The 24,052-nt window shown below is 57.5% G+C and carries 26 protein-coding genes; 16 read left to right on the plus strand and 10 right to left on the minus strand.

All coding sequences use genetic code 11. The annotated features are described in order from the left end of the window. The first annotated feature begins 6 nt into the window (after nucleotides 1-6). The 11 genes from cysN (at nucleotide 7) to rpoS (ending at nucleotide 8,809) form a co-directional block, all read left to right on the plus strand. A complete protein-coding gene (gene cysN, locus LA04_RS01740; protein ID WP_023308996.1) occupies nucleotides 7-1,431 on the plus strand; it encodes a sulfate adenylyltransferase subunit CysN in 1,425 nt (474 codons plus the stop codon). Then, nucleotides 1,431-2,036 carry an adenylyl-sulfate kinase gene (cysC, locus tag LA04_RS01745; RefSeq protein ID WP_047650264.1) on the plus strand — a complete coding sequence of 202 codons (606 nt, stop codon included), beginning with the start codon at nucleotides 1,431-1,433 and terminating at the stop codon, nucleotides 2,034-2,036. Before cysN ends, cysC begins: the two co-directional genes overlap by 1 nt. Nucleotides 2,037-2,094: 58 nt before the next feature. Continuing rightward, nucleotides 2,095-2,421 (plus strand): DUF3561 family protein, encoded by a 327-nt coding sequence (locus LA04_RS01750; protein WP_008499610.1) that lies wholly within the window; start codon nucleotides 2,095-2,097, stop codon nucleotides 2,419-2,421. Between the two features lie 166 nt (nucleotides 2,422-2,587). Next, a complete protein-coding gene (gene ftsB / locus LA04_RS01755) occupies nucleotides 2,588-2,899 on the plus strand; it encodes a cell division protein FtsB (protein ID WP_008499609.1) in 312 nt (103 codons plus the stop codon). 19 nt (nucleotides 2,900-2,918) lie between these two features. Further along, complete coding sequence (gene ispD / locus LA04_RS01760; protein ID WP_047650265.1) at nucleotides 2,919-3,629, plus strand: 2-C-methyl-D-erythritol 4-phosphate cytidylyltransferase; 711 nt, start codon at nucleotides 2,919-2,921, stop codon at nucleotides 3,627-3,629. Beyond that, complete coding sequence (gene ispF / locus LA04_RS01765) at nucleotides 3,629-4,108, plus strand: 2-C-methyl-D-erythritol 2,4-cyclodiphosphate synthase (RefSeq protein WP_047650266.1); 480 nt, start codon at nucleotides 3,629-3,631, stop codon at nucleotides 4,106-4,108. Before ispD ends, ispF begins: the two co-directional genes overlap by 1 nt. After that, nucleotides 4,105-5,154: a tRNA pseudouridine(13) synthase TruD gene (truD, locus tag LA04_RS01770; RefSeq protein ID WP_047650267.1), complete on the plus strand. Its 1,050-nt coding sequence runs from the start codon at nucleotides 4,105-4,107 to the stop codon at nucleotides 5,152-5,154. The genes ispF and truD overlap by 4 nt, the downstream gene beginning before the upstream one ends. Further along, the gene (gene surE, locus LA04_RS01775; protein WP_029741539.1) at nucleotides 5,135-5,896 is read left to right on the plus strand and encodes a 5'/3'-nucleotidase SurE; all 762 of its coding nucleotides are present in this window, start codon (nucleotides 5,135-5,137) and stop codon (nucleotides 5,894-5,896) included. Before truD ends, surE begins: the two co-directional genes overlap by 20 nt. Next, nucleotides 5,890-6,516 (plus strand): protein-L-isoaspartate(D-aspartate) O-methyltransferase, encoded by a 627-nt coding sequence (locus LA04_RS01780; RefSeq protein WP_047650268.1) that lies wholly within the window; start codon nucleotides 5,890-5,892, stop codon nucleotides 6,514-6,516. The genes surE and LA04_RS01780 overlap by 7 nt, the downstream gene beginning before the upstream one ends. Nucleotides 6,517-6,632: 116 nt before the next feature. Next, complete coding sequence (gene nlpD, locus LA04_RS01785; RefSeq protein ID WP_045286502.1) at nucleotides 6,633-7,757, plus strand: murein hydrolase activator NlpD; 1,125 nt, start codon at nucleotides 6,633-6,635, stop codon at nucleotides 7,755-7,757. A 59-nt stretch (nucleotides 7,758-7,816) separates the two neighbouring features. Further along, complete coding sequence (gene rpoS, locus LA04_RS01790) at nucleotides 7,817-8,809, plus strand: RNA polymerase sigma factor RpoS (RefSeq protein ID WP_008499600.1); 993 nt, start codon at nucleotides 7,817-7,819, stop codon at nucleotides 8,807-8,809. 52 nt (nucleotides 8,810-8,861) lie between these two features. Here the strand turns inward: rpoS and LA04_RS01795 are convergent, their stop codons facing one another. Both LA04_RS01795 and LA04_RS01800 read right to left on the minus strand, forming a co-directional pair. Further along, complete coding sequence (locus tag LA04_RS01795) at nucleotides 8,862-9,242, minus strand: DUF4440 domain-containing protein (RefSeq protein WP_047650269.1); 381 nt, start codon at nucleotides 9,240-9,242, stop codon at nucleotides 8,862-8,864. After that, on the minus strand, nucleotides 9,239-10,441 hold the full coding sequence (locus tag LA04_RS01800; RefSeq protein ID WP_047650270.1) for an MFS transporter: 1,203 nt from the start codon (nucleotides 10,439-10,441) through the stop codon (nucleotides 9,239-9,241). Before LA04_RS01800 ends, LA04_RS01795 begins: the two co-directional genes overlap by 4 nt. A gap of 108 nt (nucleotides 10,442-10,549) precedes the next feature. Between LA04_RS01800 and LA04_RS01805 the strand changes: the two genes are divergently transcribed. After that, nucleotides 10,550-11,437, plus strand: a complete 888-nt coding sequence (locus LA04_RS01805; protein WP_047650271.1) for a LysR family transcriptional regulator — start codon at nucleotides 10,550-10,552, stop codon at nucleotides 11,435-11,437. Here the strand turns inward: LA04_RS01805 and LA04_RS01810 are convergent. Continuing rightward, nucleotides 11,434-11,841, minus strand: a complete 408-nt coding sequence (locus tag LA04_RS01810) for a MarR family winged helix-turn-helix transcriptional regulator (protein WP_023308984.1) — start codon at nucleotides 11,839-11,841, stop codon at nucleotides 11,434-11,436. The two genes, LA04_RS01805 and LA04_RS01810, sit on opposite strands and share 4 nt — an antisense overlap. A 172-nt stretch (nucleotides 11,842-12,013) precedes the next feature. Here LA04_RS01810 and LA04_RS01815 point away from each other — a divergent pair, with 172 nt between their 5' ends. From LA04_RS01815 to LA04_RS01825, 3 genes are read left to right on the plus strand one after another with little or no spacing between them, the layout of a single operon-like run. After that, complete coding sequence (locus LA04_RS01815; protein ID WP_008499595.1) at nucleotides 12,014-12,616, plus strand: non-oxidative hydroxyarylic acid decarboxylases subunit B; 603 nt, start codon at nucleotides 12,014-12,016, stop codon at nucleotides 12,614-12,616. Continuing rightward, nucleotides 12,606-14,033 carry a non-oxidative hydroxyarylic acid decarboxylases subunit C gene (locus LA04_RS01820; RefSeq protein WP_047650272.1) on the plus strand — a complete coding sequence of 476 codons (1,428 nt, stop codon included), beginning with the start codon at nucleotides 12,606-12,608 and terminating at the stop codon, nucleotides 14,031-14,033. Before LA04_RS01815 ends, LA04_RS01820 begins: the two co-directional genes overlap by 11 nt. 10 nt (nucleotides 14,034-14,043) lie before the next feature. Next, the gene (locus LA04_RS01825) at nucleotides 14,044-14,265 is read left to right on the plus strand and encodes a non-oxidative hydroxyarylic acid decarboxylases subunit D (RefSeq protein WP_003862116.1); all 222 of its coding nucleotides are present in this window, start codon (nucleotides 14,044-14,046) and stop codon (nucleotides 14,263-14,265) included. A 47-nt stretch (nucleotides 14,266-14,312) separates the two neighbouring features. On the opposite strand, the gene mutS is transcribed toward LA04_RS01825, so the two are convergent. Then, nucleotides 14,313-16,874 (minus strand): DNA mismatch repair protein MutS, encoded by a 2,562-nt coding sequence (gene mutS / locus LA04_RS01830; protein WP_047650273.1) that lies wholly within the window; start codon nucleotides 16,872-16,874, stop codon nucleotides 14,313-14,315. A 113-nt stretch (nucleotides 16,875-16,987) separates the two neighbouring features. After that, a complete protein-coding gene (locus LA04_RS01835; protein WP_047650274.1) occupies nucleotides 16,988-17,218 on the minus strand; it encodes a SymE family type I addiction module toxin in 231 nt (76 codons plus the stop codon). A 175-nt stretch (nucleotides 17,219-17,393) separates the two neighbouring features. On the opposite strand from LA04_RS01835, the gene LA04_RS01840 reads away from it, so the two are divergent. Continuing rightward, nucleotides 17,394-17,738 (plus strand): nitrous oxide-stimulated promoter family protein, encoded by a 345-nt coding sequence (locus LA04_RS01840; protein ID WP_047650275.1) that lies wholly within the window; start codon nucleotides 17,394-17,396, stop codon nucleotides 17,736-17,738. A gap of 5 nt (nucleotides 17,739-17,743) precedes the next feature. On the opposite strand, the gene LA04_RS01845 is transcribed toward LA04_RS01840, so the two are convergent. The 5 genes from LA04_RS01845 to flhA all read right to left on the minus strand — a co-directional run bounded on the left by LA04_RS01845 (nucleotide 17,744) and on the right by flhA (nucleotide 24,003). Continuing rightward, nucleotides 17,744-18,964, minus strand: coding sequence for an MDR family MFS transporter (locus LA04_RS01845; RefSeq protein WP_047650276.1), 1,221 nt, complete (start codon nucleotides 18,962-18,964; stop codon nucleotides 17,744-17,746). 16 nt (nucleotides 18,965-18,980) lie between these two features. After that, complete coding sequence (locus tag LA04_RS01850; protein WP_047646251.1) at nucleotides 18,981-19,742, minus strand: ABC transporter ATP-binding protein; 762 nt, start codon at nucleotides 19,740-19,742, stop codon at nucleotides 18,981-18,983. Next, nucleotides 19,742-20,779 (minus strand): FecCD family ABC transporter permease, encoded by a 1,038-nt coding sequence (locus tag LA04_RS01855; protein WP_047650277.1) that lies wholly within the window; start codon nucleotides 20,777-20,779, stop codon nucleotides 19,742-19,744. The genes LA04_RS01850 and LA04_RS01855 overlap by 1 nt, the downstream gene beginning before the upstream one ends. After that, nucleotides 20,779-21,777 (minus strand): ABC transporter substrate-binding protein, encoded by a 999-nt coding sequence (locus LA04_RS01860; RefSeq protein ID WP_047650278.1) that lies wholly within the window; start codon nucleotides 21,775-21,777, stop codon nucleotides 20,779-20,781. Before LA04_RS01860 ends, LA04_RS01855 begins: the two co-directional genes overlap by 1 nt. 153 nt (nucleotides 21,778-21,930) lie before the next feature. Beyond that, nucleotides 21,931-24,003 carry a formate hydrogenlyase transcriptional activator FlhA gene (flhA, locus tag LA04_RS01865; protein ID WP_047650279.1) on the minus strand — a complete coding sequence of 691 codons (2,073 nt, stop codon included), beginning with the start codon at nucleotides 24,001-24,003 and terminating at the stop codon, nucleotides 21,931-21,933. Nucleotides 24,004-24,052: the final 49 nt, after the last annotated feature.

Consider the following 24,052-nt stretch of genomic DNA (forward strand, 5'->3'; position numbering starts at 1 on the left):
GCCGCCATGAATACCACTATTGCTCAACAAATTGCCAACGAAGGCGGCGTGGAAGCGTATCTGCACGCGCAACAACACAAAAGCCTGCTGCGTTTTCTGACCTGCGGCAGCGTGGATGACGGGAAAAGTACCCTGATTGGCCGCCTGCTGCACGATACGCGCCAGATTTATGAAGATCAGCTCTCTTCCCTGCATAACGACAGTAAACGTCACGGCACCCAGGGTGAAAAACTCGATCTGGCCCTGCTGGTGGACGGCCTGCAGGCGGAGCGCGAGCAGGGCATCACCATCGACGTGGCCTACCGCTATTTCTCTACCGAGAAGCGCAAATTTATTATCGCCGACACCCCGGGGCACGAGCAATACACCCGCAACATGGCGACCGGCGCGTCCACCTGCGATCTGGCGATCCTGCTGATGGACGCGCGTAAAGGCGTGCTGGATCAGACCCGTCGTCACAGCTTTATCTCCACGCTGCTGGGGATCAAACACCTGGTGGTGGCGGTCAACAAGATGGATCTGGTCAACTTCAGCGAAGAGAAGTTCGAGGAGATCCGCCAGAGCTACCTGACCTTTGCCGAACAGCTGCCGGGCAACCTGGATATCCGCTTTGTGCCGCTCTCGGCGCTGGAAGGGGATAACGTCGCCTCCCAGAGCGCGAACATGCCTTGGTATAGCGGCCCGACGCTGCTGGAAGTGCTGGAAACCGTTGAAATTCAGCGCGTGGTCGACACCCAGCCGATGCGCTTCCCGGTGCAGTACGTGAACCGTCCAAACCTCGATTTCCGCGGTTTCTCGGGCACCCTCGCGTCAGGTTCCGTGAAGGTAGGTCAGCGCGTCAAGGTGCTGCCATCCGGCGTGGAATCGACTATCGCCCGTATCGTCACCTTCGACGGTGACCTGCAGGAAGCGGGCGCCGGTGAAGCCGTAACGCTGGTGCTGAAAGACGAAATTGATATCAGCCGGGGCGACCTGCTGGTCGACGCGCAGGAAACGCTGGCGGCGGTGCAAGGGGCTTCCGTGGACGTGGTGTGGATGGCCGAACAGCCGCTGACCGCAGGCCAAAGCTATGACATCAAAATTGCCGGCAAGAAAACCCGCGCCCGCGTGGACGGTATTCAGTTCCAGGTGGATATTAACAACCTGACCCAGCGTGACGTCACCGAGCTGCCGCTGAACGGCATCGGTCTGGTCGATCTGACTTTCGACGAACCGCTGGTGCTGGATCCGTATCAGCAGAATCCGGTAACGGGAGGGCTGATCTTTATCGACAGGCTGACCAACGTTACCGTCGGGGCCGGTATGGTTCGCGAACCGATTAAACAGGCTGCCGCGACGTCTGAATTCAGCGCCTTCGAGCTGGAACTGAACGCGCTGGTGCGTAAACACTTCCCGCACTGGGGCGCACGCGATCTGCTGGGAGGCAAGTAATGGCCGCCCATGATGAGAACGTCGTCTGGCATCCTCATCCGGTCACCGTCGCCCAGCGCGAACAGCTCCACGGTCACCGTGGGGTTGTGCTGTGGTTTACCGGGCTGTCCGGCTCGGGTAAATCGACGGTGGCAGGCGCGCTGGAAGAGGCGTTGCATCAGCAGGGCGTAAGCACGTACCTGCTGGACGGTGACAACGTGCGTCACGGCCTGTGCAGCGATTTAGGGTTTAGCGACGACGACCGCAAAGAGAACATCCGCCGGGTGGGCGAAGTCTCCAGCCTGATGGCTGACGCCGGGCTGGTGGTGCTGACCGCGTTTATCTCTCCGCACCGCGCCGAGCGCCAGATGGTGCGCGAACGCGTGGGCCAGGATCGCTTTATCGAGGTGTTTGTCGATACGCCGCTGGAGATTTGCGAAGCGCGCGACCCGAAAGGGCTTTACAAGAAAGCGCGTGCCGGAGAACTGCGCAACTTCACCGGAATTGACGCGGTCTACGAAGCGCCTGAATCGCCTGAGATTCACCTTGAAGGTCAACAATTGGTAACAAATTTAGTAAGCCAATTATTAGACCTGCTCAGACGGGACGATATTATCAGATCCTGAGGCGGTATCGTTCGGGAGCTGTCTTCCCGAACGATGAGTCACGGTCACAGGATTAGCTATGCGCAACAGTGAACATTACATCACCACCACCGGGTCGGAGCCGCTAGCGACCGACGACGAAACGACCTGGTCATTTCCTGGGGCCATCATTGGCTTCGTCTCATGGCTGTTGGCGCTTGGCATTCCGTTTCTCATCTACGGCGGCAACACGCTGTTCTTCTTTCTCTACACCTGGCCTTTCTTTCTGGCGCTGATGCCCGTGGCGGTTGTCGTCGGCATTGCGCTGCACTCGCTGCTGAACGGTAAGCTCCTCTACAGCACCGTGGTCACGATTGTGACGGTGGTTCTGATGTTTGGTCTGTTATTTTTGTGGCTCATGGGCTAACTTCAGCCATAATTCAAACCGTAACCAACTGTGTAACGATATTGTGCAGGACGATTCTGCGGAAAAAATGTGGTACATTTGCCCGCGATGTTGCGGCATCTCTGTTACCCCGGCGTAGTGCTCTGGGGAAGTCTTGGGATGATGATGTCGTTTTTCAGGGGGCAGGATGGGTAAACTAACGCTGCTGTTGCTGGCTTTGCTAATCTGGCTGCAATATTCGCTGTGGTTCGGTAAGAACGGACTGCACGACTATAGCCGGGTAAGCGATGACGTCGCGGCTCAGCAGGCAACAAACGCCAAACTTAAGGCGCGAAACGATCAACTCTTCGCTGAAATTGATGACCTCAATGGCGGGCAAGAGGCGATTGAGGAACGCGCACGCAATGAACTCAGTATGACTAAGCCGGGCGAAACCTTTTATCGTCTGGTTCCGGATGCGTCTAAACGCAATCAGGGCTCAGCACAAAACAATCGATAATCAGGCCCAGGATTACGACATGGCAGTAACTTTTTCGGACGTATGCGCCGTGGTGCCGGCCGCAGGTTTTGGCCGGCGCATGCAGACAGAATGTCCCAAGCAGTACCTCTCTATTGGCGATAAAACGATCCTTGAGCACGCCGTGGCGGCGCTGCTGGCGCACCCGCGGGTGACGCGTGTGATTATCGCTATCAGCCCTGGCGATGCGCGCTTCGCGCAGCTGCCGCTGGCAAATCATCCAAACATTACCGTCGTTGACGGCGGCGCCGAGCGCGCCCATTCCGTGCTGGCGGGCATTCAGGCCGCCGGAAACGCGCCGTGGGTGCTGGTGCATGACGCGGCGCGTCCGTGTCTGCATCAGGACGATCTTGCGCGCCTGCTGGCGCTGAGCGAAACAAGCAAGGTCGGTGGGATTCTGGCCGCGCCGGTGCGCGACACCATGAAGCGCGCCGAGCCGGGCAAACAGGCTATCGCCCACACAGTCGATCGCGTCGATTTATGGCACGCGCTGACGCCACAATTTTTCCCCCGCGAATTACTCCATGACTGCTTAACGCGAGCGCTTAAAGAAGGTGCGACCATCACGGACGAAGCCTCCGCGCTGGAGTATTGCGGTTTCCACCCTGAGCTTGTTGAAGGACGCGCTGATAATATAAAAGTGACGCGTCCGGAAGATTTACAGCTTGCGGAATTTTATCTTACCCGTTCGACCCATCAGGAGAAGGTATAATGCGAATTGGACACGGTTTTGATGTACACGCCTTTGGCGGAGAAGGCCCAATTATCATTGGCGGCGTGCGCATTCCCTATGAAAAAGGGCTGCTCGCGCATTCTGATGGCGACGTGGCGCTGCATGCGCTGACCGACGCGCTGCTGGGCGCGGCCGCGCTGGGTGATATCGGCAAGCTGTTCCCGGACACCGACCCGACATTTAAAGGCGCGGACAGCCGCGAACTGCTGCGCGAAGCGTGGCGCCGCATTCAGGCGAAAGGCTACACCCTAGGCAACGTCGACGTGACGATTATTGCTCAGGCCCCGAAAATGCTGCCGCATATTCCGCAGATGCGCGTGTTTATTGCAGAGGATCTGGGCTGCCATATGGATGACGTGAACGTCAAAGCGACGACGACCGAGAAGCTGGGCTTTACCGGGCGCGGCGAAGGAATTGCCTGTGAAGCCGTGGCGATGCTGGTGAAGGCGAGCAAATGACGGACTTCGACAACCTGACCTACCTGCACGGTAAACCGCAGGGGAGCGGAGTGCTGAAAGCTAGCCCTGAAGACTTCCTCGTGGTGGAGGATCTGGGCTTTGAGCCGGATGGCGAAGGCGAACATATCCTGGTACGTATTCTGAAAAATGGCTGCAATACCCGCTTTGTGGCCGACGCGCTGGCAAAATTTCTCAAAATTCATGCCCGCGAAGTGAGCTTTGCCGGACAGAAAGATAAACACGCCGTCACTGAACAGTGGCTCTGCGCGCGCGTTCCCGGCAATACGATGCCTGATTTAAGCAAATTTGAGCTTGAGGGCTGTAAGGTACTGGAATTCGCCCGCCACAAGCGCAAACTGCGTCTGGGGGCGCTGAAGGGAAACGACTTTACGCTGGTGCTGCGTGAAGTGACCGACTGCGAAGACGTTGAAAAACGTCTGAACGCCATCAGTGACCGCGGTGTGCCGAACTACTTTGGCGCGCAGCGCTTTGGCATTGGCGGCAGCAACCTGCAGGGCGCGCTGCGCTGGGCGCAAAGCGACGCCCCGGTGCGCGACAGGAATAAACGCAGTTTTTGGTTGTCGGCGGCCCGCAGCGCGTTGTTTAATCAGATTGTGAGCGAAAGGCTGAAAAAAACGGACGCGAATCAAGTTGTTGTTGGCGATGCGCTACAATTAGCGGGACGCGGAAGCTGGTTTGTGGCAACGGCCGAAGAAATGGCCGATGTGCAGTCGCGCGTGGACGCAAAAGCGCTGATGATTACCGCCGCGTTGCCGGGTACGGGCGACTGGGGAACGCAGGGCGACGCGCTGGCTGCCGAGCAGTTCGCCGTAGCGGATGGGTCAGAATTGCAATCCTTGCTGGTGCGGGAAAAAGTCGAGGCGGCACGTCGCGCGATGCTGCTCTATCCGCAGCAGTTAAGCTGGAACTGGTGGGATGACGTAACCGTCGAGTTACGCTTCTGGCTACCGGCAGGTAGCTTTGCCACCAGTGTTGTCAGGGAACTTATCAACACCTCGGGTGATTATGCGAATATTGCTGAGTAACGATGACGGGATCCACGCGCCGGGTATTCAGACCCTGGCGAAACACCTCCGCGAATTCGCGGACGTGCAGGTCGTGGCGCCCGATCGTAACCGCAGTGGAGCGTCTAACTCTCTGACGCTGGAGTCGTCGCTTCGCACCTTTACCTTTGAAAATGGCGATATTGCCGTGCAGATGGGCACACCAACCGACTGCGTTTTTCTGGGCGTGAACGCGCTGATGCGGCCGCGTCCGGATATCGTCGTCTCCGGCATTAACGCCGGTCCTAACCTCGGCGATGACGTGATTTACTCCGGTACCGTGGCCGCCGCAATGGAAGGGCGCCATCTGGGGTTCCCGGCGCTGGCGGTCTCGTTAAACGGCCACACGCACTACGACACTGCTGCCGCGGTGACCTGTTCGATCCTGCGGGCGCTCGGCCGCGAGCCGTTGCGTACCGGGCGCATCCTCAACATCAACGTGCCGGATCTTCCTCTTGATGAAATTAAAGGCATTCGCGTCACGCGTTGCGGGAGCCGCCATCCGGCCGATCAGGTGATCCCCCAGCAGGATCCCCGCGGCAACACGCTTTACTGGATTGGTCCTCCCGGCGATAAGTGCGACGCGGGCCCGGATACCGACTTCGCCGCCGTGGATGAAGGCTATGTTTCGGTTACCCCGCTGCACGTAGATTTAACCGCGTATAGCGCGCATGATGTGGTGTCGGGCTGGCTGGAACGCGCAGGAGTGAACGCGCAATGGTAAACAAACGTGTACAAACTCTTCTGGAACAACTCCGCGCGCAGGGGATCCGCGACGAGCACGTGCTTGAAGCGCTTGCTCAGGTTCCGCGTGAGAAATTTGTAGACGAGGCGTTTGAACACAAAGCGTGGGAAAACGTAGCGCTGCCCATCGGGCAGGGTCAGACGATTTCGCAGCCTTACATGGTGGCGCGCATGACGGAGCTGCTGGAGCTGACGCCCGACTCCCGCGTGCTGGAGATTGGTACCGGATCGGGGTATCAGACCGCGATCCTGGCGCATCTGGTTCATCATGTATGCTCCGTTGAGCGGATTAAAGGTTTACAGTGGCAGGCGCGTCGTCGCCTGAAACAACTTGATTTACATAATGTTTCGACACGACACGGTGATGGATGGCAGGGTTGGAAGGCGCGCGCCCCGTTTGATGCGATCATCGTGACGGCGGCCCCGCCTGAAATTCCTTCAGCCCTGTTGTCGCAGCTGGATGAGGGGGGCATTCTGGTTTTGCCCGTCGGGGACGAGCAGCAGCTGTTGAAGCGCGTTCGTCGGCGCGGCGGCGAGTATATTATCGACACCGTGGAAGCCGTGCGCTTTGTGCCTCTGGTGAAGGGGGAGTTGGCCTGAGACTCGGAATTATCCAGGGTTATTAAGGCAAATTCAGCGTATGGTGTGGCGCGAAAGATTCGTGCCTTCACGGTAAATTTTAAGTCACTGGTAGTTAACACATTCCTGGGGGATAAATGAGCGCGGGAAGCCCTAAATTCACCATCAGCCGTGTTGCGGCATTATCACTGGTTTCGCTCTGGCTGGCAGGCTGTACAAGTTCTAACAACGCGCCTGCGCCCGTCAGTTCCGTCGGCGGAAACAGCGGCTCCGGTAACACGTCCAGCGGAATGTTAATCACGCCGCCGCCTAAAATGGGGACGGCTGCACCGCAGCAAACACCACAAATTCAGCCTGTGCAACATCCTGTTACACAGCCAATGCAGGTTCAGCCAGTCGAACAGCCTGTCCAGACCCAGAATGGCCGCATAGTCTATAACCGCCAGTATGGGAACATTCCGAAAGGCAGTTACACTGGCGGCAGCACCTATACCGTGAAGCGTGGCGACACGTTGTTCTACATTGCGTGGATCACCGGGAACGATTTCCGTGATCTCGCGCAGCGCAATAACGTCCAGGCCCCATATGGTCTGGAAGTCGGGCAAACGCTCCAGGTGGGCAACGCGACGGGTACGCCGCTCACGCCTGGCAACACCGTTTCAGCGGCCGATGTGACGGCTCAAAATAACAGCGTTAAGCCTGCACAAAAATCCACCACGGTGGTTGCTTCACAACCTGTAATTACGTATTCTGAGGATTCAGGTGATCAGACTGCTAACAAAATGTTGCCGAATAATAAAGGGACTGCGACTGTTGTCACAGCACCGGTGACGGCACCTGTGGTTAGCTCTACTGAACCGACTGCCAGCAGTATGACCTCCAGTTCGCCAATCTCTGCATGGCGCTGGCCAACTGACGGCAAGGTTATCGAGAACTTCTCTTCCTCCGAAGGGGGAAATAAAGGGATCGATATCGCAGGGAGTAAAGGACAGGCTATCATCGCGACCGCAGACGGACGCGTTGTGTATGCCGGTAACGCTCTGCGCGGTTACGGTAATCTTATTATCATCAAACATAACGATGATTACCTGAGTGCCTACGCCCATAACGACACAATGCTGGTCCGGGAACAACAAGAAGTTAAGGCGGGGCAAAAAATCGCTACCATGGGTAGCACCGGAACCAGTTCTACACGCTTGCATTTTGAAATTCGTTACAAGGGGAAATCCGTAAACCCGCTGCAGTACTTGCCGCAGCGATAATTTGACGGGGCATGCCAGCCAGGGTGTCTCGTTTAGGGATCACGGGTAGGAGCCACCTTATGAGTCAGAATACGCTGAAAGTTCATGATTTAAATGAAGACGCGGAATTTGATGAGAACGGAGTAGAGGCTTTTGACGAAAAAGCCTTAGTAGAAGAGGAACCCAGTGATAACGATTTGGCTGAAGAAGAGCTGTTATCGCAGGGCGCCACACAGCGTGTACTGGACGCGACTCAGCTTTACCTTGGGGAGATTGGTTACTCCCCACTGCTAACGGCCGAAGAAGAAGTCTATTTCGCACGTCGTGCTTTGCGTGGTGATGTCGCCTCGCGTCGTCGCATGATTGAAAGTAACCTGCGACTGGTCGTGAAAATTGCCCGCCGTTACGGCAATCGTGGTCTGGCTCTGCTGGATCTGATTGAAGAGGGCAACTTAGGTCTCATCCGCGCAGTTGAGAAGTTTGACCCGGAACGCGGGTTCCGTTTCTCAACCTACGCGACCTGGTGGATTCGTCAGACCATCGAACGGGCTATTATGAACCAGACCCGTACGATCCGCCTGCCGATTCACATCGTCAAAGAGTTGAACGTTTATCTGCGTACCGCGCGCGAGTTGTCCCATAAACTGGACCACGAGCCAAGCGCAGAAGAGATTGCCGAGCAACTCGATAAACCGGTTGATGACGTTAGCCGTATGCTGCGTCTCAACGAGCGCATTACCTCTGTTGACACCCCGCTGGGTGGCGACTCCGAAAAAGCGCTGCTGGACATCCTGGCCGATGAAAAAGACAACGGCCCGGAAGACACCACGCAGGATGATGACATGAAACAGAGCATCGTCAAATGGCTGTTCGAACTGAACGCCAAACAGCGTGAAGTGCTGGCACGTCGTTTCGGTTTACTGGGGTATGAAGCTGCAACACTGGAAGACGTCGGCCGCGAAATTGGCCTGACCCGTGAACGTGTTCGTCAGATTCAGGTTGAAGGTCTGCGCCGCCTGCGTGAAATCCTGCAGGGGCAAGGTCTGAATATCGAAGCGCTGTTCCGCGAATAAGCAACCTTTCGTCAAAAAAGGCCCGTCGTGAGACGGGCCTTTTTCTTTTGTGTTACGGCTGTGCCGCCGTCTCGTGCAGCAGACGCCACGTTATTTTGTCGCCTTCCTGATTGAGCACCGCGGTTGACCAGCGCACGTTAACGGGCAGATCTGGCCGGGTTTGCGTCTCGCGGTAGTGAAGCACCGCGCCACGATCCCAGCGCTGGATCGTGGATAATTCGTCAATGACGATCTTCAGTCCGGTACGGCTTCCGCGCTGTTTTTCCAGAAAACTGACAAGACCACTATAGTCGATCTGCACACCGCCAGGCGGGATCATCAGGAAATCCGGATGGAATCGGGTGAGCAGGGCGTCGGCATCGCCTTCGCCTTTGCCTAACCAGTCTTCAAGCGCAATGTGGAGGTCGATAATGTCGTGTTCGAAAGGCGTCATGAATTCTCCTGTCGCAGCTGGGTAAGCACCTGCGTATTGTTAAGACGAAAAACGTACGGTACAGGCAGCAAGGTGATACCTGCGGCCAAAAAAAACATCGCGTGCCAGGCGGCGAGCGGTGGCAGCCAGGCCTGCGCCAGGTTCAGCGCCTGCGCCAGCAGCAGGGCACCGGCAAAAAAGCTCAGCTGGCGATTGAGATTCCACAGGGCGCTGGCGTCCGGCATCTCTTCCCGGCGCGTCGTCAGAAACGCGCTGCTCTGAGCCGTACTGCTGCACAGGCTTCCTCCCGCGCCCATCAGGGTAAACGCGACGACAGGTAGCAGCGTAGCCGAACTAACGTTAATCAAAAGCAGAATACCCGTCGCCTGCAGCAGGCAGCCGATGACGATCGGCGGTCGGGGGCCGATGCGGTTAAAATAGCGTCCCGTTGCCGTGATGGCGATAAACGATGCTACGGACCACGGCAGCATGAGCATCCCCGTTGCGGCTGGGCTCATGTTCGCCACGTGCTGAAGATAAAACATGCCCGTGACGTTCACCCCAATAAATACGCCGGGAACGCATAAATAAACAAGCATCGAAAAACGCAAAAGCGGGTCCGCGAGCAACGGCAGGTTTAGCAGTCTGGCCGCTTTTATCGCGGGCATTTCGTGTTTAAGCCACAGGCAGGCCATAACAAAGGTCACGATAGCGACCGGTAGCGTGGCGAAAAATATCCATCGCCAGCTGAGCGTCTGCACCAGCAGTCCTCCGATAGCAGGGGAGCAGGCCGGGGCAAGCAACGCGACCAGCATCACCGCCGAGGAGAGTCTGGCGCGCTCGTGAGGCTTAAACTGTTGCCAGGTCAGCGCCTGTCCGACGGGGATCAGTAAGCCTCCACCCACGCCCTGGATCGCTCGCCAGGCGATCAGGCTTTCAAGCGTTGCTGACAGGCCCGCCGCAGCGGATGCTGCGCTGAACAGAAAAAGCGAGAGCAGGATGACGCGCTTTGGCCCGATGCGGCGCGTGAGCATGCTGCTGAACGGGATCGCCAGCGTCAGGCCGGCAATGTACCCGTTACTGACCCAGGCAAGGGCTGAAGGCGTGGTGTTAAAGGCTTGGGCCATTGCCGGTAAGGCGACGCTGGCAATAAACATATTGATTAAATCAAGAAAAAAGCCCAGCAGATAGACAACGGCGACTTTGCTGCGATACGTCATGGTGGATCCTCCGGTGAGGTGGCGTATCCTATCGATCCGGGAAGCTCGGATAAACCTGACAAAGCGCGATATACTGTCAAAAATATTTTGACAGTAAAAGGCGTGATGATGATTAACCTACAGCGAACGCAGATGTTTGTCGCGGTGGCCGATACCGGCAGTTTCACTGCCGCAGCCGAGGCAATGGGGCTGACAAAAGCGGTCGTCAGCTTCAATATTCGCCAGCTTGAAGATGAGCTGGGCGTTACGCTGCTGCTGCGCTCCACCCGCCGCCTGACGTTAACCGAGGCGGGCGCGCTTTTTCATCAACGCAGCGTGGCGCTTCTGAAGGATGCAGAACGGCTGCAGGATGATGTTCGCGCGAATCATGCGGGGCTTACCGGTGAACTGCGGATCACGACCACGCCTGAATATGGCTCTCAGGTGGTTGTGCCGTTGCTGGCCAGGTTTAGCCAGCAGCATCCGGATCTTCGCGTGCGGCATGTTTCGTCCTCCCTGCACGCCGACCTTATCTCGGAGCGCTTTGACGTGGCTATCCGTCTGGGAACGCTTGCCGATTCGCGCAACCACGCCGCGCTGATTTCGCACTTCTCTATTCTCCCCGTCGCGGCGCCCGGGTGGCTGGTCAACCATCCGATCGAAACGCTTGCGCACCTTGCCAACGCCGACTGGATTATTCACGAGCGCCTGGCCTCGCCGCTGCGCTGGCAGGTGAAGGATGCCAGCGGTGCGCCTGAAACGCTGGAGATAAAAAAAGCGCCGCGCCTGTTTGCCGACAGCGCGCAGGCTCTTATGGCCTTTGCACTCGCGGGCGGAGGCGTGGCGTTACTGCCAGAATGGCTGGCGCGCGATGCGATTGATGCGGAAAAACTGGTCCCGGTGTTACCGGAATATACCTTTGCGCGGCAGGGCATCTATGCGGTCTATCCTGATGCCCGGCACGTGTCGGCGAAGGTGCGCACTTTTATCGATTTTATGCGCACCACCGTGAATTAATCGTGCATCATCTTTTTGATGAGCGCAGAGAACTGCTCCCGCTCGGCCTTGTTAAGACGTCCTAAAAACGCCTCATCCACCTCGTTGCCAACCGGTTTACAGCCCGCAAGCAGGGCTTCACCTTCTGGCGTCAGAAAGACAAACCGGCGTCGCTTATCGGCTGGATCGTGCTCGCGTTTGACCAGACCGCGCGCCTCCATGCGGCTGAGCATCTCCGCCAGGGTCGCTTTCGTGCTGACCGCCACTTCGGTCAACGCCACCTGTTCAATACCCGGATGCTCGGCAATAGAGCGCATCACCGCATACTGCGGCTTGGTCAGTTCCGGTAAGGCATGTTGCCACTGGGCGGTATGCTGTTGAAAAAGCTGACGTAACAGGTGGAACGCCTCTTGTCTTAGTTCCATGAACACTCCGACGGAAAAAATCTCCCTCTATGATAGCTGCTCTTGCCCTGGATTTTAACGCGGCATTTTTTAGCAATTCGTGTGATCGTATGCGAACAATCTTGTCAGGAAATCGATCAGGGAGTAGTTTACTCATAATGTTCGTGTACGAACAAATTGATTGAGGTGTTGAATGAGATTAATCGTGGGAATGACGGGGGCAACGGGTGCTCCGCTGGGCGTGGCGCTGCTGCAGGCGCTGCGGGAAATGCCGGAAGTAGAGACGCATCTGGTGATGTCGAAGTGGGCAAAAACCACCATTGAGCTGGAAACGCCATACACCGCGCAGGACGTTGCTGCTTTGGCTGACGTTGTCCACAGCCCGGCTGACCAGGCCGCCACCATCTCCTCCGGCTCGTTTCGTACCGACGGCATGATCGTCATTCCCTGCAGCATGAAAACGCTGGCCGGGATCCGCGCGGGCTATGCCGAAGGGCTGGTGGGACGCGCGGCGGATGTGGTGCTGAAAGAGGGGCGCAAGCTGGTGTTGGTGCCCCGTGAAACGCCGCTCAGCACCATTCATCTGGAGAATATGCTTGCGCTCTCCCGCATGGGCGTGGCGATGGTGCCGCCTATGCCTGCGTATTACAACCACCCGCAAACCGCCGATGACATTACCCAGCACATTGTGACCCGCGTGCTTGACCAGTTCGGTCTGGAGCATAAAAAGGCGCGCCGCTGGAACGGGTTGCGGGAGGCGAAACATTTTTCACAGGAGAATAAAGATGGCATTTGATGATTTGAGAAGCTTCCTGCAGGCGCTCGATGAGCAAGGGCAACTGCTGAGAATTGAGGAAGAGGTTAACGCCGAGCCCGATCTGGCGGCGGCAGCCAACGCGACCGGCCGCATTGGCGACGGCGCGCCCGCGCTGTGGTTCGACAACATTCGCGGGTTTACCGATGCCCGCGTGGTGATGAACACCATCGGCTCCTGGCAGAACCACGCCATTTCGATGGGGCTCCCTGCGAACACCCCGGTAAAAAAACAGATCGACGAGTTTATCCGCCGCTGGGATAAATTCCCGATTGCGCCAGAGCGCCGAGCCAATCCTGCCTGGGCGCAGAATTCGGTGGACGGTGAAGACATTAACCTGTTCGATATCCTGCCGCTGTTTCGCCTGAACGACGGTGACGGCGGTTTTTATCTCGATAAAGCGTGCGTTGTCTCGCGCGATCCGCTCGACCCGGACAACTTCGGCAAGCAGAATGTCGGGATCTACCGCATGGAAGTGAAGGGCAAGCGCAAGCTGGGCCTGCAGCCTGTTCCGATGCACGATATCGCCCTGCATCTGCACAAGGCGGAAGAGCGCGGTGAAGACCTGCCGATTGCGATTACGCTGGGCAACGACCCGATCATCACCCTGATGGGCGCCACGCCGCTGAAGTACGATCAGTCCGAGTATGAAATGGCCGGCGCGCTGCGTGAAAGCCCGTATCCGATTGCCACCGCGCCGCTGACCGGCTTCGACGTGCCGTGGGGTTCAGAAGTGATACTGGAAGGTGTGATTGAAGGCCGCAAGCGTGAAATCGAGGGGCCATTCGGCGAGTTTACCGGACACTATTCCGGTGGCCGTAACATGACGGTGGTCCGTATCGACAAAGTCTCTTACCGCACCAAACCGATTTTCGAATCCCTTTACCTCGGCATGCCGTGGACCGAGATTGATTATCTGATGGGCCCGGCCACCTGCGTGCCGCTCTACCAGCAGCTGAAAGCGGAATTCCCGGAAGTGCAGGCGGTGAATGCGATGTACACCCACGGTCTGCTGGCGATTATCTCTACCAAAAAGCGTTACGGCGGTTTTGCCCGCGCGGTCGGTTTACGCGCCATGACAACGCCGCACGGCCTGGGCTACGTGAAGATGGTGATCATGGTGGACGAGGATGTCGACCCGTTCAACCTCCCGCAGGTGATGTGGGCGCTGTCATCGAAGGTCAACCCGGCAGGCGATCTGGTGCAACTGCCGAACATGTCGGTGCTTGAACTCGATCCCGGATCCAGCCCGGCGGGCATTACTGACAAACTGATTATTGATGCGACCACGCCTGTCGCACCGGATACCCGGGGCCACTACAGCCAGCCGGTACAGGATCTGCCTGAAACCAAAGCCTGGGCCGAAAAACTGACCGCGATGCTGGCAGCACGTCAATAAGGAGGAAAAGATGATTTGTCCACGTTGTGCCGATGAGCATATTGAAGTGATGGCGACGTCGCCGGTAAAAGGGGTCTGGACCGTTTATCAGTGCCAGCATTGTTTGTATACCTGGCGCGATACCGAACCGCTGCGTCGTACCAGCCGTGAGCATTACCCGGAAGCGTTCCGCATGACGCAGAAGGATATTGATGAGGCGCCGCAGGTGCCGACAATCCCGCCGCTGCTGTAAAAAAAAGCCCGGTGGCGCAGCGCCACCGGGCAAAAGACCGCAGAAAACTAAACCAGACTTTTCAACCTGTAAATCCACTCCAGCGCCTGACGCGGCGTCAGCGAATCCGGGTCGAGGTTCTCCAGCGCTTCCACCGCAGGCGACGTCTCTTCCGCAGGCACCAGTAGCGACATCTGCGCACCATCAATCTGCGTCGCCGCCGCATTCGGTGACAGGCTTTCCAGTTCACGCAGTTTCTGACGCGCGCGCTTAATCACTTCTTTCGGTACACCGGCCAGCGCCGCGACGGCCAGACCATAGCTCTTGCTCGCCGCGCCATCCTGCACCGTGTGCATGAAGGCAATGGTATCGCCGTGCTCCAGCGCATCCAGATGAACGTTCGCAACCCCTTCCATTTTCTCCGGCAGCTGCGTCAGTTCGAAATAGTGGGTGGCAAACAGCGTCATGGCCTTGATTTTATTCGCAAGGCTTTCCGCACAGGCCCATGCCAGCGACAGACCATCATAGGTTGACGTTCCGCGTCCGACTTCATCCATCAGCACAAGGCTGTGCTCCGTCGCGTTATGCAGAATGTTTGCCGTTTCGGTCATCTCGACCATGAAGGTTGAGCGTCCGCTCGCCAGATCGTCCGCAGCCCCGACGCGGGTAAAGATGCGGTCGATGGGGCCAATCTCCACGTTTTGCGCCGGGACGTAGCTGCCGATATACGCAAGCAGCGCAATCAGCGCCGTCTGACGCATATAGGTACTCTTACCGCCCATGTTCGGACCGGTAATGATCAACATTCTTCTCTGCGGTGACAGGCTCAGCGGGTTGGCGATGAACGGTTCGTTCAGCACCTGCTCTACCACAGGGTGACGGCCTTCAGTGATGCGAATGCCGGGCTTGTCGGTAAAGGTTGGGCAGGTGTAGTTCAGCGTTTCAGCGCGTTCTGTCAGATTCACCAGCACGTCCAGCTCCGCCAGCGCGCTGGCGCTCTGCTGCAGGTCGCCCAGGTGCGGCATCAGCATGTCGAACAGCTCGTCATACAGCTGTTTTTCCAGCGCCAGCGCCTTACCTTTCGAAGTGAGAACTTTGTCTTCGTACTCTTTCAGTTCAGGAATGATGTAGCGTTCGGCGTTTTTCAACGTCTGGCGACGCACGTAGTGAATCGGCGCCAGGTGGCTCTGCCCGCGGCTAATCTGAATGTAGTAACCGTGTACCGCGTTATACCCCACTTTTAGGGTGTCGAGCCCAAGACGCTCGCGCTCGCGGATTTCCAGCTTATCGAGGTAGTCCGTCGCACCGTCGGCCAGCGCGCGCCATTCGTCCAGCTCCTCGTTGTAGCCAGGGGCAATCACGCCACCATCACGCACCAGAACCGGAGGCGCATCGATAATGGCGCGCTCCAGCAGTTCGCGTAGCTCGGTAAATTCGCCCATGGTTTCGCGGAGTTTCTGTACCGGCGCGCTGTCAACGTCACTCAACTGCGCACGCAGTTCCGGCAGCTGCTGGAAAGCATGACGCATCCGCGCGAGATCGCGTGGTCGAGCTGTTCGCAGTGCCAGACGAGCAAGGATACGCTCCAGATCGCCCACCTGGCGCAGAACCGGCTGCAGCTCGGTATAGCGATCCTGCAACGCGGCAATCGTCTGCTGACGGCAAACCAGCGTCTCGGTATTGCGGATCGGCATATGCAGCCAGCGTTTCAGCATGCGGCTGCCCATTGGCGTTACCGTACTGTCGAGGACCGACGCGAGCGTATTTTCGACGCCACCCGCCAGGTTCTGCGTGATCTCCAGATTACGGCGCGTGGCGGCATCCATGATGATGCTGTCCTGCTGGCGCTCCATGGTGATAGAGCGGATATGCGGCAGGGCGGTGCGCTGGGTATCCTTCACGTATTGCAGGAGGCAACCGGCCGCACACAGCCCGCGCGGTGCGTTTTCAACGCCAAAGCCAATCAGATCGCGGGTGCCAAACTGCAGATTCAGCTGCTGGCGCGCGGTATCAATTTCGAATTCCCACAGCGGACGACGGCGCAGCCCGCGACGACCTTCAATCAGGGCCATTTCGGCGAAATCTTCGGCATAGAGCAATTCTGCCGGGTTGGTGCGCTGCAGTTCGGCGGCCATCGTTTCACGGTCAGCCGGTTCACTCAGACGAAAACGTCCGGAGCTAATATCCAGCGTCGCGTAGCCAAACCCTTTACCGTCCTGCCACAGCGCTGCCAGCAGGTTATCCTGGCGTTCCTGTAACAGGGCTTCATCACTGATGGTGCCAGGCGTGACGATGCGCACGACTTTGCGTTCCACCGGGCCTTTTGAGGTCGCTGGATCGCCGATCTGTTCGCAGATGGCAACGGACTCGCCCTGATTCACCAGCTTCGCCAGGTAGTTTTCTACCGCGTGGTGCGGGATACCTGCCATAGGAATGGGCTCGCCTGCCGATGCGCCACGTTTGGTCAGCGAGATGTCGAGCAGCTGCGATGCACGCTTAGCATCGTCATAAAACAGCTCGTAAAAATCGCCCATACGGTAAAACAGCAGGATTTCCGGATGCTGTGCTTTCAGCTTCAGATACTGCTGCATCATCGGCGTATGTGCGTCGAAATTGTCGATTGTGCTCATGGAGTTATGATGTCCATTTCTTTGAAAATTAACTGTTTTGATGGGCTCAGTGGCCGTTTGTTCCTTCTATTGTCGCATGAAAAAAAGGTCCGGCGCAGAAAAATGTCGTGGCTTTACGAGGCATCTTCCGACATTAATTCGATGACAATTTTTCCATGCTCCACGCCCACTCTGACCCTTGAGTGGGTCGTAAACCCGGCCTTTTCAAGCCAGTCACCTTTTAAGCTCAGCGCCGCATGGACGCTGTAGCGCTTCGGTATCTTGGTATTGCGGTCTTCATGGCGCTTTCTAAAATATCCCACTTTTAAATGGCGATAAGGTTTGCCGATCGTGAGCTCTTGCATAGGGTCTCCAGACAACACGGACAAAGGTTATTTCTGATGCCTGTATAAAATACCAGTGATTATCGGTCGCTGCAGGGCTAAAACTGGAATCAGGCTTCAGAAAACGGCATGCAACAACTGAAATCTCGCATTGAAAGATGTATAATTTTTGCACTTTATTGTTCGGTAAATCGCTATGTCCGGTAAACGCATCTCACGAGAAAAAGAGACCGTCGCGAAAATGATCGCGCTGTATCAGAAGCAGTGTCCTCAGGCCTCTGTGGAAGACGGGCACTATCAGGCGCTGAATGCCTATGCCGATAAGCGCCTGGATAAGTGCGTTTTCGGTGAGGAAAAGCCCGCCTGTAAACAGTGTCCGGTCCACTGCTATCAGCCTGCCAGACGCGAAGAGATGAAGCAGGTTATGCGCTGGGCTGGTCCGCGTATGTTATGGCGTCATCCCATTCTGACCGTTCGTCATCTGATGGATGACCGTCGTCCCGTGCCGGAACTGCCGGAGAAATACCGTCCGAAAAAGTGATTGGTTCAGCGTCTCATCGGGCCGCAAATCACCTTCAGGGCCAGCGCGCTGCAAAGCGGGAAGAGGGCCAGCAGAAGCCAGAGATACATCGCCTGCGTTGAGGGCACCAGCGCGCGGTCCAGCAGGCTGCCAAACAACAAGTTTCCCGCCAGTACCGCTATGCCTCCGGCGGTAGCGAGTGCGCCGTAGTGCGCGCCAAGCGTGGATTCCTCCGCAAACCGAGGGATCAGATCTTTAGCCGAGGGCACCAGCAGCATTTGCCCCAGCGTCAACAGCGTCACAAAACAGACAGAAGGCAGTAAGCGCAGCCAGCCTTCCGGCGGCGTCATCGGGGCGAACGTCGCCACGCTCGCAAAGGCGGCTGAAAGGAGCAAAAATCCCACCGGCAGAATTCTCACCGCACCCACGCGACGGGCGAAACGCGCCAGCGGCAGCTGTAAGGTGATGATCAGAACGGAGGCCAGCATAAAAAGCGGGCCGAGATCTTTCTCGTTACCGCCAGAACGCTGGATCTCCACCGGCAGCGCCAGATAAAGCTGGTTATAGCTTAACAGCCACGAGCTGTAGGCAATGATAAAGGCGACAAAGCGCGGCTGACGGAACGTTGTCCACCAGGGCTGTATTTTCAGCGTCTGTGAACGGTGGCCAGCAGCAGGCAGGCAAAAGTAGAGCACCACTAGCGCAATGACAAAGACACCTGCCCCCGCCAGCGCCACCTGACGAAAGCCGAGGCCGGTGAGCAGGGCGCCAGCAACCGGGCCCAGTACCGCGCCGAGCTCTCCGCAGACGGCAAAGAGCGCAAACCATTCCGCCCGGCTTCGTTTGCCTTTTTCCTCGCTGTGAGTGCCTGCTTTTGCCAGCAGTGCCTCAATCGAGGGGGAGAATAACGCGCCGCCAACGCCCGTCAGACACGCGCCCAGAATAATCGGCCACAGGGATTCCCCGAAGGCCAGCAGCAGATAGCCTGAAACACGAACAATACAGCCGCTCAGGATAATCACTTTCGCGCCAAACCGGTCCGAGAGCGCACCGCCAACGATAAACATCCCCTGTTGCGAGAAGGTACGCAGGCCCAGGATCAGCCCGATCAGTCCGCCGGAGAGCAGCATGTCGTCGCGCAGGAATATCGCCAGGAAGGGAACGACGGCGTAAAAGCCAATGTTGAAAACGAACTGGCTACCCAGTAAGACGGGCGGCCAGAGCGTGGCGGCAGGGCGAAGGGGCATCGTCGTTCACTCGTCCCTAAACGATAAAGTGGATGTGCTTTTTGCCATGGAACGGCGAGATCTCGATTTTGGTTTTGACCCGGAAGACATCCCAGAGCAAAGACTCGGATAAGATGTCCTGCGGTGTCCCCGTCGCCACAATTTGCCCTTTCTGCATCACAATCAGCGAGTCGCAGAACATCGAGGCGTGGTTGAGATCGTGGATAGCGACAATGCTGGTGACCGGTAATTCGCTGATTAACTGCATCAGCTGCATCTGATGATGAATGTCCAGGTGGTTGGTCGGTTCGTCCAGCAGGATTTCCGTTGGGGTCTGAGCCAGGGCGCGGGCAATATGCACCCGCTGGCGCTCGCCGCCAGAGAGGCTCAGCCAGCCCTGGTCGCTTTTATCCAGCATATCCACGCGCTGCAGGGCGGCGGTGACGGTTTCGTCATCGTGGTTGCTCCAGTTGGAAAAAGCGGAGTGGTGCGGAATACGCCCGAGTTTCACCACGTCACGAACGCGCATGTTGGCGTCAGTCATGCCGTGCTGTTCGACGAAGGCGACCCGGCGGGCAAGCTGCTTTTTGGCAATACGAGAGATGTCCTGCCCGTCCAGCGTCACACAGCCCGCATCCGGGCGACGCAGCCCCGCCAGGATACGTAAAAGAGACGATTTACCGCAGCCGTTAGGGCCAAGCAGTCCTACCGTTTCGCCCCGAGAAACCTTCAGCGAGACGTCATTAACGATGACTTTTTTGCCGACCTTCCAGGTAATATTTTCAGCGCAGATACTCATCACTTATTCCTTGAGCGGTAGATAATCACTGCAAAGAAAGGCACGCCAACCAGCGCGGTGACCACGCCGACGGGCAGGCTTTGCGGCGCAATCAGCATGCGCGAGGCAATATCAGCCAGCACCATCAGGATCGCCCCTGCCAGCGCGCTGGCAATCAGCAGCGTGCGGTGCAGCGGCCCGAACAGGAAGCGCATCACGTGCGGCACTACCAGCCCGACAAAGCCGATTGAGCCCGCCATGCTGACAATCGTCGCGGTAATCAGCGCGGTAGTGGTAAAGAGGGTCAGGCGAACCCACGGGACGGCAATACCTAAAGAGGCGGCGGCGTCATCGCCGAACGTAAAGGCATCCAGCGCCCGGGAATAGTAGAGGCAAACGGCTAATCCAGTCAGCACCACGACCAGTGCCAGCTGGAATTCAGGCCAGCGTACGCCGCTGAAGCTGCCCAGCAGCCAGAACATCACGTCGCGCGCCTGCTGGGCGCTGGCGGAGGTGCTGATGGTGTAGGCCGTAATGGCGTTGAAAAGCTGCGAGGCGGCGACGCCTGCCAGAATAGTACGTTCATTCCCGCCGCGCGCGCCGTTCGTCAGAAACGCGACAAACGCAAAGGCGGCGAATGCCCCGGCGAAGGCACCGGCAGAAAGGGAGACCGCACCGGTGCCGATCCCCAATACGACAACGGAAACCGCCCCGGTCGACGCGCCCGCGGACACGCCGAGCACGTAAGGTTCCGCCAGCGCGTTCTTCAGCAGGCTCTGCAATACGGCACCGCAGATGGCCAGCCCCGCGCCGCAGCAGGCCGCAACCAGCGCGCGGCTCAGGCGAAAGTCCCAGATCACGCTCTCATAGATGCGGGTGAGCGGAACCTCGGTGAGCCCCATTTTATTGCTGATGGCGTAAAACACGTTCTGCAGCGGGATAGACAGCTCGCCGACGCTGACGCTCAGCGCGATCGTCAGAAATAACAGTACCAGGGCGAGCAAAGCCGAGGTCGTCAGAACCAGGCTCTGCCGGGCCTGAAGAACGGCGGTTGTCATCAGTTCAGCCCCAGCTTTCTGAGCTGTTCGCCGACCTGCTCAGCCCCGTAAATCGTACGGATCGTCGGATTCATCGCCTGGCCGTCCATCACCACGATATGGCCTTTTTTCACCGCGTCCAGCTGGCTGAACGCCGGATCGCTCTTCAGGAATTTGATTTTCTCTTCCGCGTTATCCAGCGCCCAGCGGTTGCGATCGAGGCTGGAGACCACAATCACATCCGGATTGGCGGCAATAATGCTCTCCCAGCCCACGGTTGGCCATTCGGTCTCGGACGTAATGGCGTTATGACCGCCCATCAGGCTGGCGATAAACCCGGAGGGGCTATTTTTACCGCCGACGTAGGCGTCCGCAGAAGGGGATGAACTGGAGAACCAGAAGACAAACGAAAGATCTTTTTTACTCTTGCCGAATTCCTTACGCAGGTCGGCCTCGCGTTTTTTGAAATCGGCAATCACGGCCTGACCGCGATCTTCAACGTTAAAGATTTTGGCGAAATCCTCAATCTCTTTGTAGAGATACGTCATATCCCACAGTTTCTGGCGGCTGCCGTACATATCGCCGGTGGCTTTTTTGGTCGCGCACATGCCCGGCGACACGTAGCTGTTCACGCCCAGGGTCATCAGATCGTCGCGTTTTGCGACCTTGCTTTCAGGCCCCAGCAGCAGTGGCGTCTGGGCGGGAACAAAGTCGGGGTTTTGCGCCAGCACGGATTCAAGGGTAGGGATTTCGACCGTCAGGGTTTTGATTTTTGCATTCTGTTCCGCCAGCTGCGGCAGCACTTTGGTCGGCCAGAAGGCGCTGGCCTTCACCTTATCTTCCAGACCCAGCAGGAGCAAAATTTCGACGGTGTTCTGGCCCAGGGCCACGACGCGTTCCGGCGCTTTGGTGAATGTCTCTTTATAGCCACAGTTTTCAATCGTCAGGGGATAGGTGGTTGCCAGAGCAGAACCGACCGACGCAATCGCCAGGCCTAACGCGCAGATGACCTTTTTCATGAAACGCTACCCTTCATTAAAATTATTATTGATGCAAATGAAACTCATTATTAAGGCGGAATTTTATACAGAGGAAACGATTTTGTGTCAATGAGGGACAATTGCGCAGGGTAACAAAAGGCGGTGTCAGAAAAACACCGCCGGAATAAGGCCTTAAATGAGGCTCTCTTTATCAATACCGAGACGCTTCATGCGTGACAGCAGGGTGGTGCGTTTTAACCCCAGTCGCTGGGCGGCACCTTTTGGTCCGGCGACCACGCCGTTGGTCTCTTTCAGCACGCGCATAATGAGCTGATATTCATCTTCTCCTTCTTTCGCTGTCTCGGCGGCGGGCGCGGTTACGTCAGGAAGCGTAATCTCAGGCAGGGAGAGTTGCAGCACGTTACCGCGCGTCAGCAGCACCGCGCGTTCGATGACGTTTTCCAGCTCGCGCACGTTGCCGGGCCATTCCATCGATGAAAGGGTACGCAACGTCTCGGCAGGAATACTGTCGATGTTTCGCCCCATCCGGCGCGCAATCTTCGCGGTAAAGGCTTTGACCAGCAGGGGGATATCCTCCGGGCGTTCGCGCAGCGGCGGCAGGAAGATCGGGAAGACGTTCAGACGATAGTAAAGATCGCTGCGAAACTCGCGGTCGGCGACCATTTTTTTCAGGTCACGGTTGGTGGCTGCAATCAGCCGCACGTCAGTCTGGATAAGCTTGTTGCTGCCAAGACGTTCAAACTCCTGTTCCTGAAGGACGCGCAGCAGTTTCGGCTGTAGCTCCAGCGGCATATCGCCCACTTCGTCGAGGAACAGCGAGCTTTTGTCCGCCAGCTCAAACCGGCCCAGCCGCTGGCTGCTGGCCCCGGTGAATGCACCACGCTCGTGGCCGAACAGATCGCTTTCCAGCAGCCCCGCAGGCATCGCGGCGCAGTTCATCTTCACCATCCGTCGGCTGTTGCGGTTGCTCAGATTGTGGATTGCGCGGGCTATCAGCTCTTTGCCCGTGCCGGTTTCGCCCAGGATCAGCACCGTGCTGTCGCTTTGCGCCACCATTTCAACCTGCTTAAGCACGCTGTACATGGCGTCGCTGCGCCCGATGATTTCACCAAACTCGCTGTCCACGTTGTTGAGCTGTTCGGTCAGGGCCAGGTTCTCATCCACCAGCCGCTCTTTCAGACGATGAATTTCCTGATAGGCGAGGGCGTTATCCAGGGCAATAGAGATACGCTCGGCAATCTGGCGTAGCAGCTTCAGGTTGGCGGTAGTAAACACGCCTTCCTCGCACTGCGCTAGCTTCAGCACGCCCAGCATGGTGTTGCCGGACATCAGCGGCAGCAGGCACAGGGTCTGAATTTTATTGCCCCAGGTGTTAAACAGCATCCGCTCGTACGGCGCGACCGGGTCCTGCTCGTTCAGGTTGAGCAGGAGGATCTCTTTGCTCTTGAAGACCCGCTCGGAAAGGGTGCCCGCTTCGTCCACCTCGCTCTGCTCGTGCGCCGGGTTGGCTTCATCGAGATAGTGCGTGGAGTAGATGTTCAGCTTGCCCTTGCGATGCCCGCGCAGCGCAATGCTGATGGCGTCGATTTTGAAATAGTGGTGGATCTCTTTCGAGACTTCGCTGACCAGCTCGTCCATGTCCAGGCGGGAGAGCACGGCGTTGGTGATGGCGACCAGAATGCGGAAGTTGTCGCGCTCACGGCTCAGCAGGTCGTAATCCACATTATTGGTCACGCGGCTTTGGATCTGCTCCGCAACGACGGCTACAATCTGGGTAAAGGTGTGCAGGCGCTCGTATTCCGCCTCGCTCCAGGGGTGGTCGGTCGTGCGGATAAACTCGCAGCCGCCAAAAATCTGGCCCTCTGCCGCCAGCGGCAGCATGCAGTAATGCCCGAAAGGCTGATAGAGATCGCTATCCGCGAGCCGCGGCCACGCCTGGCGGAACTCCGCAAAATTGCAGTGCAGCACTTCAGGCCGGGAGAGTATGCGGCGCACCGGGCCATGCGCCAGATACGTTTCGTCTTCGTATTCAAACGTTTTGCCATTATCACGCGTCGAGTAGTAGCTCGCGCGCTGCGTTCCGCTATGCCAGAGCACAATCGCGGCGCTGTCCGCCAGCGCCGATTGCCTGACCAGCCGCGTCAGGGCATCGCTCAGCGCACCGAGGTCGGGCTGCTGTAAAAGTGTGCGCGTGATATCAAACAGGCCCTGCTGTCCAAGATCGCTCATCGGTGTATACGACATATTGCTTTCCAATAGAAACTGGCAAAAAAGAGATTCAGTGCTGACCGCT

The sequence above is a fragment of the Enterobacter sp. UCD-UG_FMILLET genome (assembly GCF_000762975.1).
Classification (GTDB): Bacteria; Pseudomonadota; Gammaproteobacteria; order Enterobacterales; family Enterobacteriaceae; genus Enterobacter; species Enterobacter dykesii.

What these genes read in the sequence shown, in the direction of transcription:
- cysN (WP_023308996.1), top strand. Translation starts at nt 7, where the DNA reads ATGAATACCACTATTGCTCAACAAATTGCCAACGAAGGCGGCGTGGAA.
- cysC (WP_047650264.1), top strand. Translation starts at nt 1,431, where the DNA reads ATGGCCGCCCATGATGAGAACGTCGTCTGGCATCCTCATCCGGTCACC.
- LA04_RS01750 (WP_008499610.1), top strand. Translation starts at nt 2,095, where the DNA reads ATGCGCAACAGTGAACATTACATCACCACCACCGGGTCGGAGCCGCTA.
- ftsB (WP_008499609.1), top strand. Translation starts at nt 2,588, where the DNA reads ATGGGTAAACTAACGCTGCTGTTGCTGGCTTTGCTAATCTGGCTGCAA.
- ispD (WP_047650265.1), top strand. Translation starts at nt 2,919, where the DNA reads ATGGCAGTAACTTTTTCGGACGTATGCGCCGTGGTGCCGGCCGCAGGT.
- ispF (WP_047650266.1), top strand. Translation starts at nt 3,629, where the DNA reads ATGCGAATTGGACACGGTTTTGATGTACACGCCTTTGGCGGAGAAGGC.
- truD (WP_047650267.1), top strand. Translation starts at nt 4,105, where the DNA reads ATGACGGACTTCGACAACCTGACCTACCTGCACGGTAAACCGCAGGGG.
- surE (WP_029741539.1), top strand. Translation starts at nt 5,135, where the DNA reads ATGCGAATATTGCTGAGTAACGATGACGGGATCCACGCGCCGGGTATT.
- LA04_RS01780 (WP_047650268.1), top strand. Translation starts at nt 5,890, where the DNA reads ATGGTAAACAAACGTGTACAAACTCTTCTGGAACAACTCCGCGCGCAG.
- nlpD (WP_045286502.1), top strand. Translation starts at nt 6,633, where the DNA reads ATGAGCGCGGGAAGCCCTAAATTCACCATCAGCCGTGTTGCGGCATTA.
- rpoS (WP_008499600.1), top strand. Translation starts at nt 7,817, where the DNA reads ATGAGTCAGAATACGCTGAAAGTTCATGATTTAAATGAAGACGCGGAA.
- LA04_RS01795 (WP_047650269.1), bottom strand. Translation starts at nt 9,242, where the DNA reads ATGACGCCTTTCGAACACGACATTATCGACCTCCACATTGCGCTTGAA.
- LA04_RS01800 (WP_047650270.1), bottom strand. Translation starts at nt 10,441, where the DNA reads ATGACGTATCGCAGCAAAGTCGCCGTTGTCTATCTGCTGGGCTTTTTT.
- LA04_RS01805 (WP_047650271.1), top strand. Translation starts at nt 10,550, where the DNA reads ATGATTAACCTACAGCGAACGCAGATGTTTGTCGCGGTGGCCGATACC.
- LA04_RS01810 (WP_023308984.1), bottom strand. Translation starts at nt 11,841, where the DNA reads ATGGAACTAAGACAAGAGGCGTTCCACCTGTTACGTCAGCTTTTTCAA.
- LA04_RS01815 (WP_008499595.1), top strand. Translation starts at nt 12,014, where the DNA reads ATGAGATTAATCGTGGGAATGACGGGGGCAACGGGTGCTCCGCTGGGC.
- LA04_RS01820 (WP_047650272.1), top strand. Translation starts at nt 12,606, where the DNA reads ATGGCATTTGATGATTTGAGAAGCTTCCTGCAGGCGCTCGATGAGCAA.
- LA04_RS01825 (WP_003862116.1), top strand. Translation starts at nt 14,044, where the DNA reads ATGATTTGTCCACGTTGTGCCGATGAGCATATTGAAGTGATGGCGACG.
- mutS (WP_047650273.1), bottom strand. Translation starts at nt 16,874, where the DNA reads ATGAGCACAATCGACAATTTCGACGCACATACGCCGATGATGCAGCAG.
- LA04_RS01835 (WP_047650274.1), bottom strand. Translation starts at nt 17,218, where the DNA reads ATGCAAGAGCTCACGATCGGCAAACCTTATCGCCATTTAAAAGTGGGA.
- LA04_RS01840 (WP_047650275.1), top strand. Translation starts at nt 17,394, where the DNA reads ATGTCCGGTAAACGCATCTCACGAGAAAAAGAGACCGTCGCGAAAATG.
- LA04_RS01845 (WP_047650276.1), bottom strand. Translation starts at nt 18,964, where the DNA reads ATGCCCCTTCGCCCTGCCGCCACGCTCTGGCCGCCCGTCTTACTGGGT.
- LA04_RS01850 (WP_047646251.1), bottom strand. Translation starts at nt 19,742, where the DNA reads ATGAGTATCTGCGCTGAAAATATTACCTGGAAGGTCGGCAAAAAAGTC.
- LA04_RS01855 (WP_047650277.1), bottom strand. Translation starts at nt 20,779, where the DNA reads ATGACAACCGCCGTTCTTCAGGCCCGGCAGAGCCTGGTTCTGACGACC.
- LA04_RS01860 (WP_047650278.1), bottom strand. Translation starts at nt 21,777, where the DNA reads ATGAAAAAGGTCATCTGCGCGTTAGGCCTGGCGATTGCGTCGGTCGGT.
- flhA (WP_047650279.1), bottom strand. Translation starts at nt 24,003, where the DNA reads ATGTCGTATACACCGATGAGCGATCTTGGACAGCAGGGCCTGTTTGAT.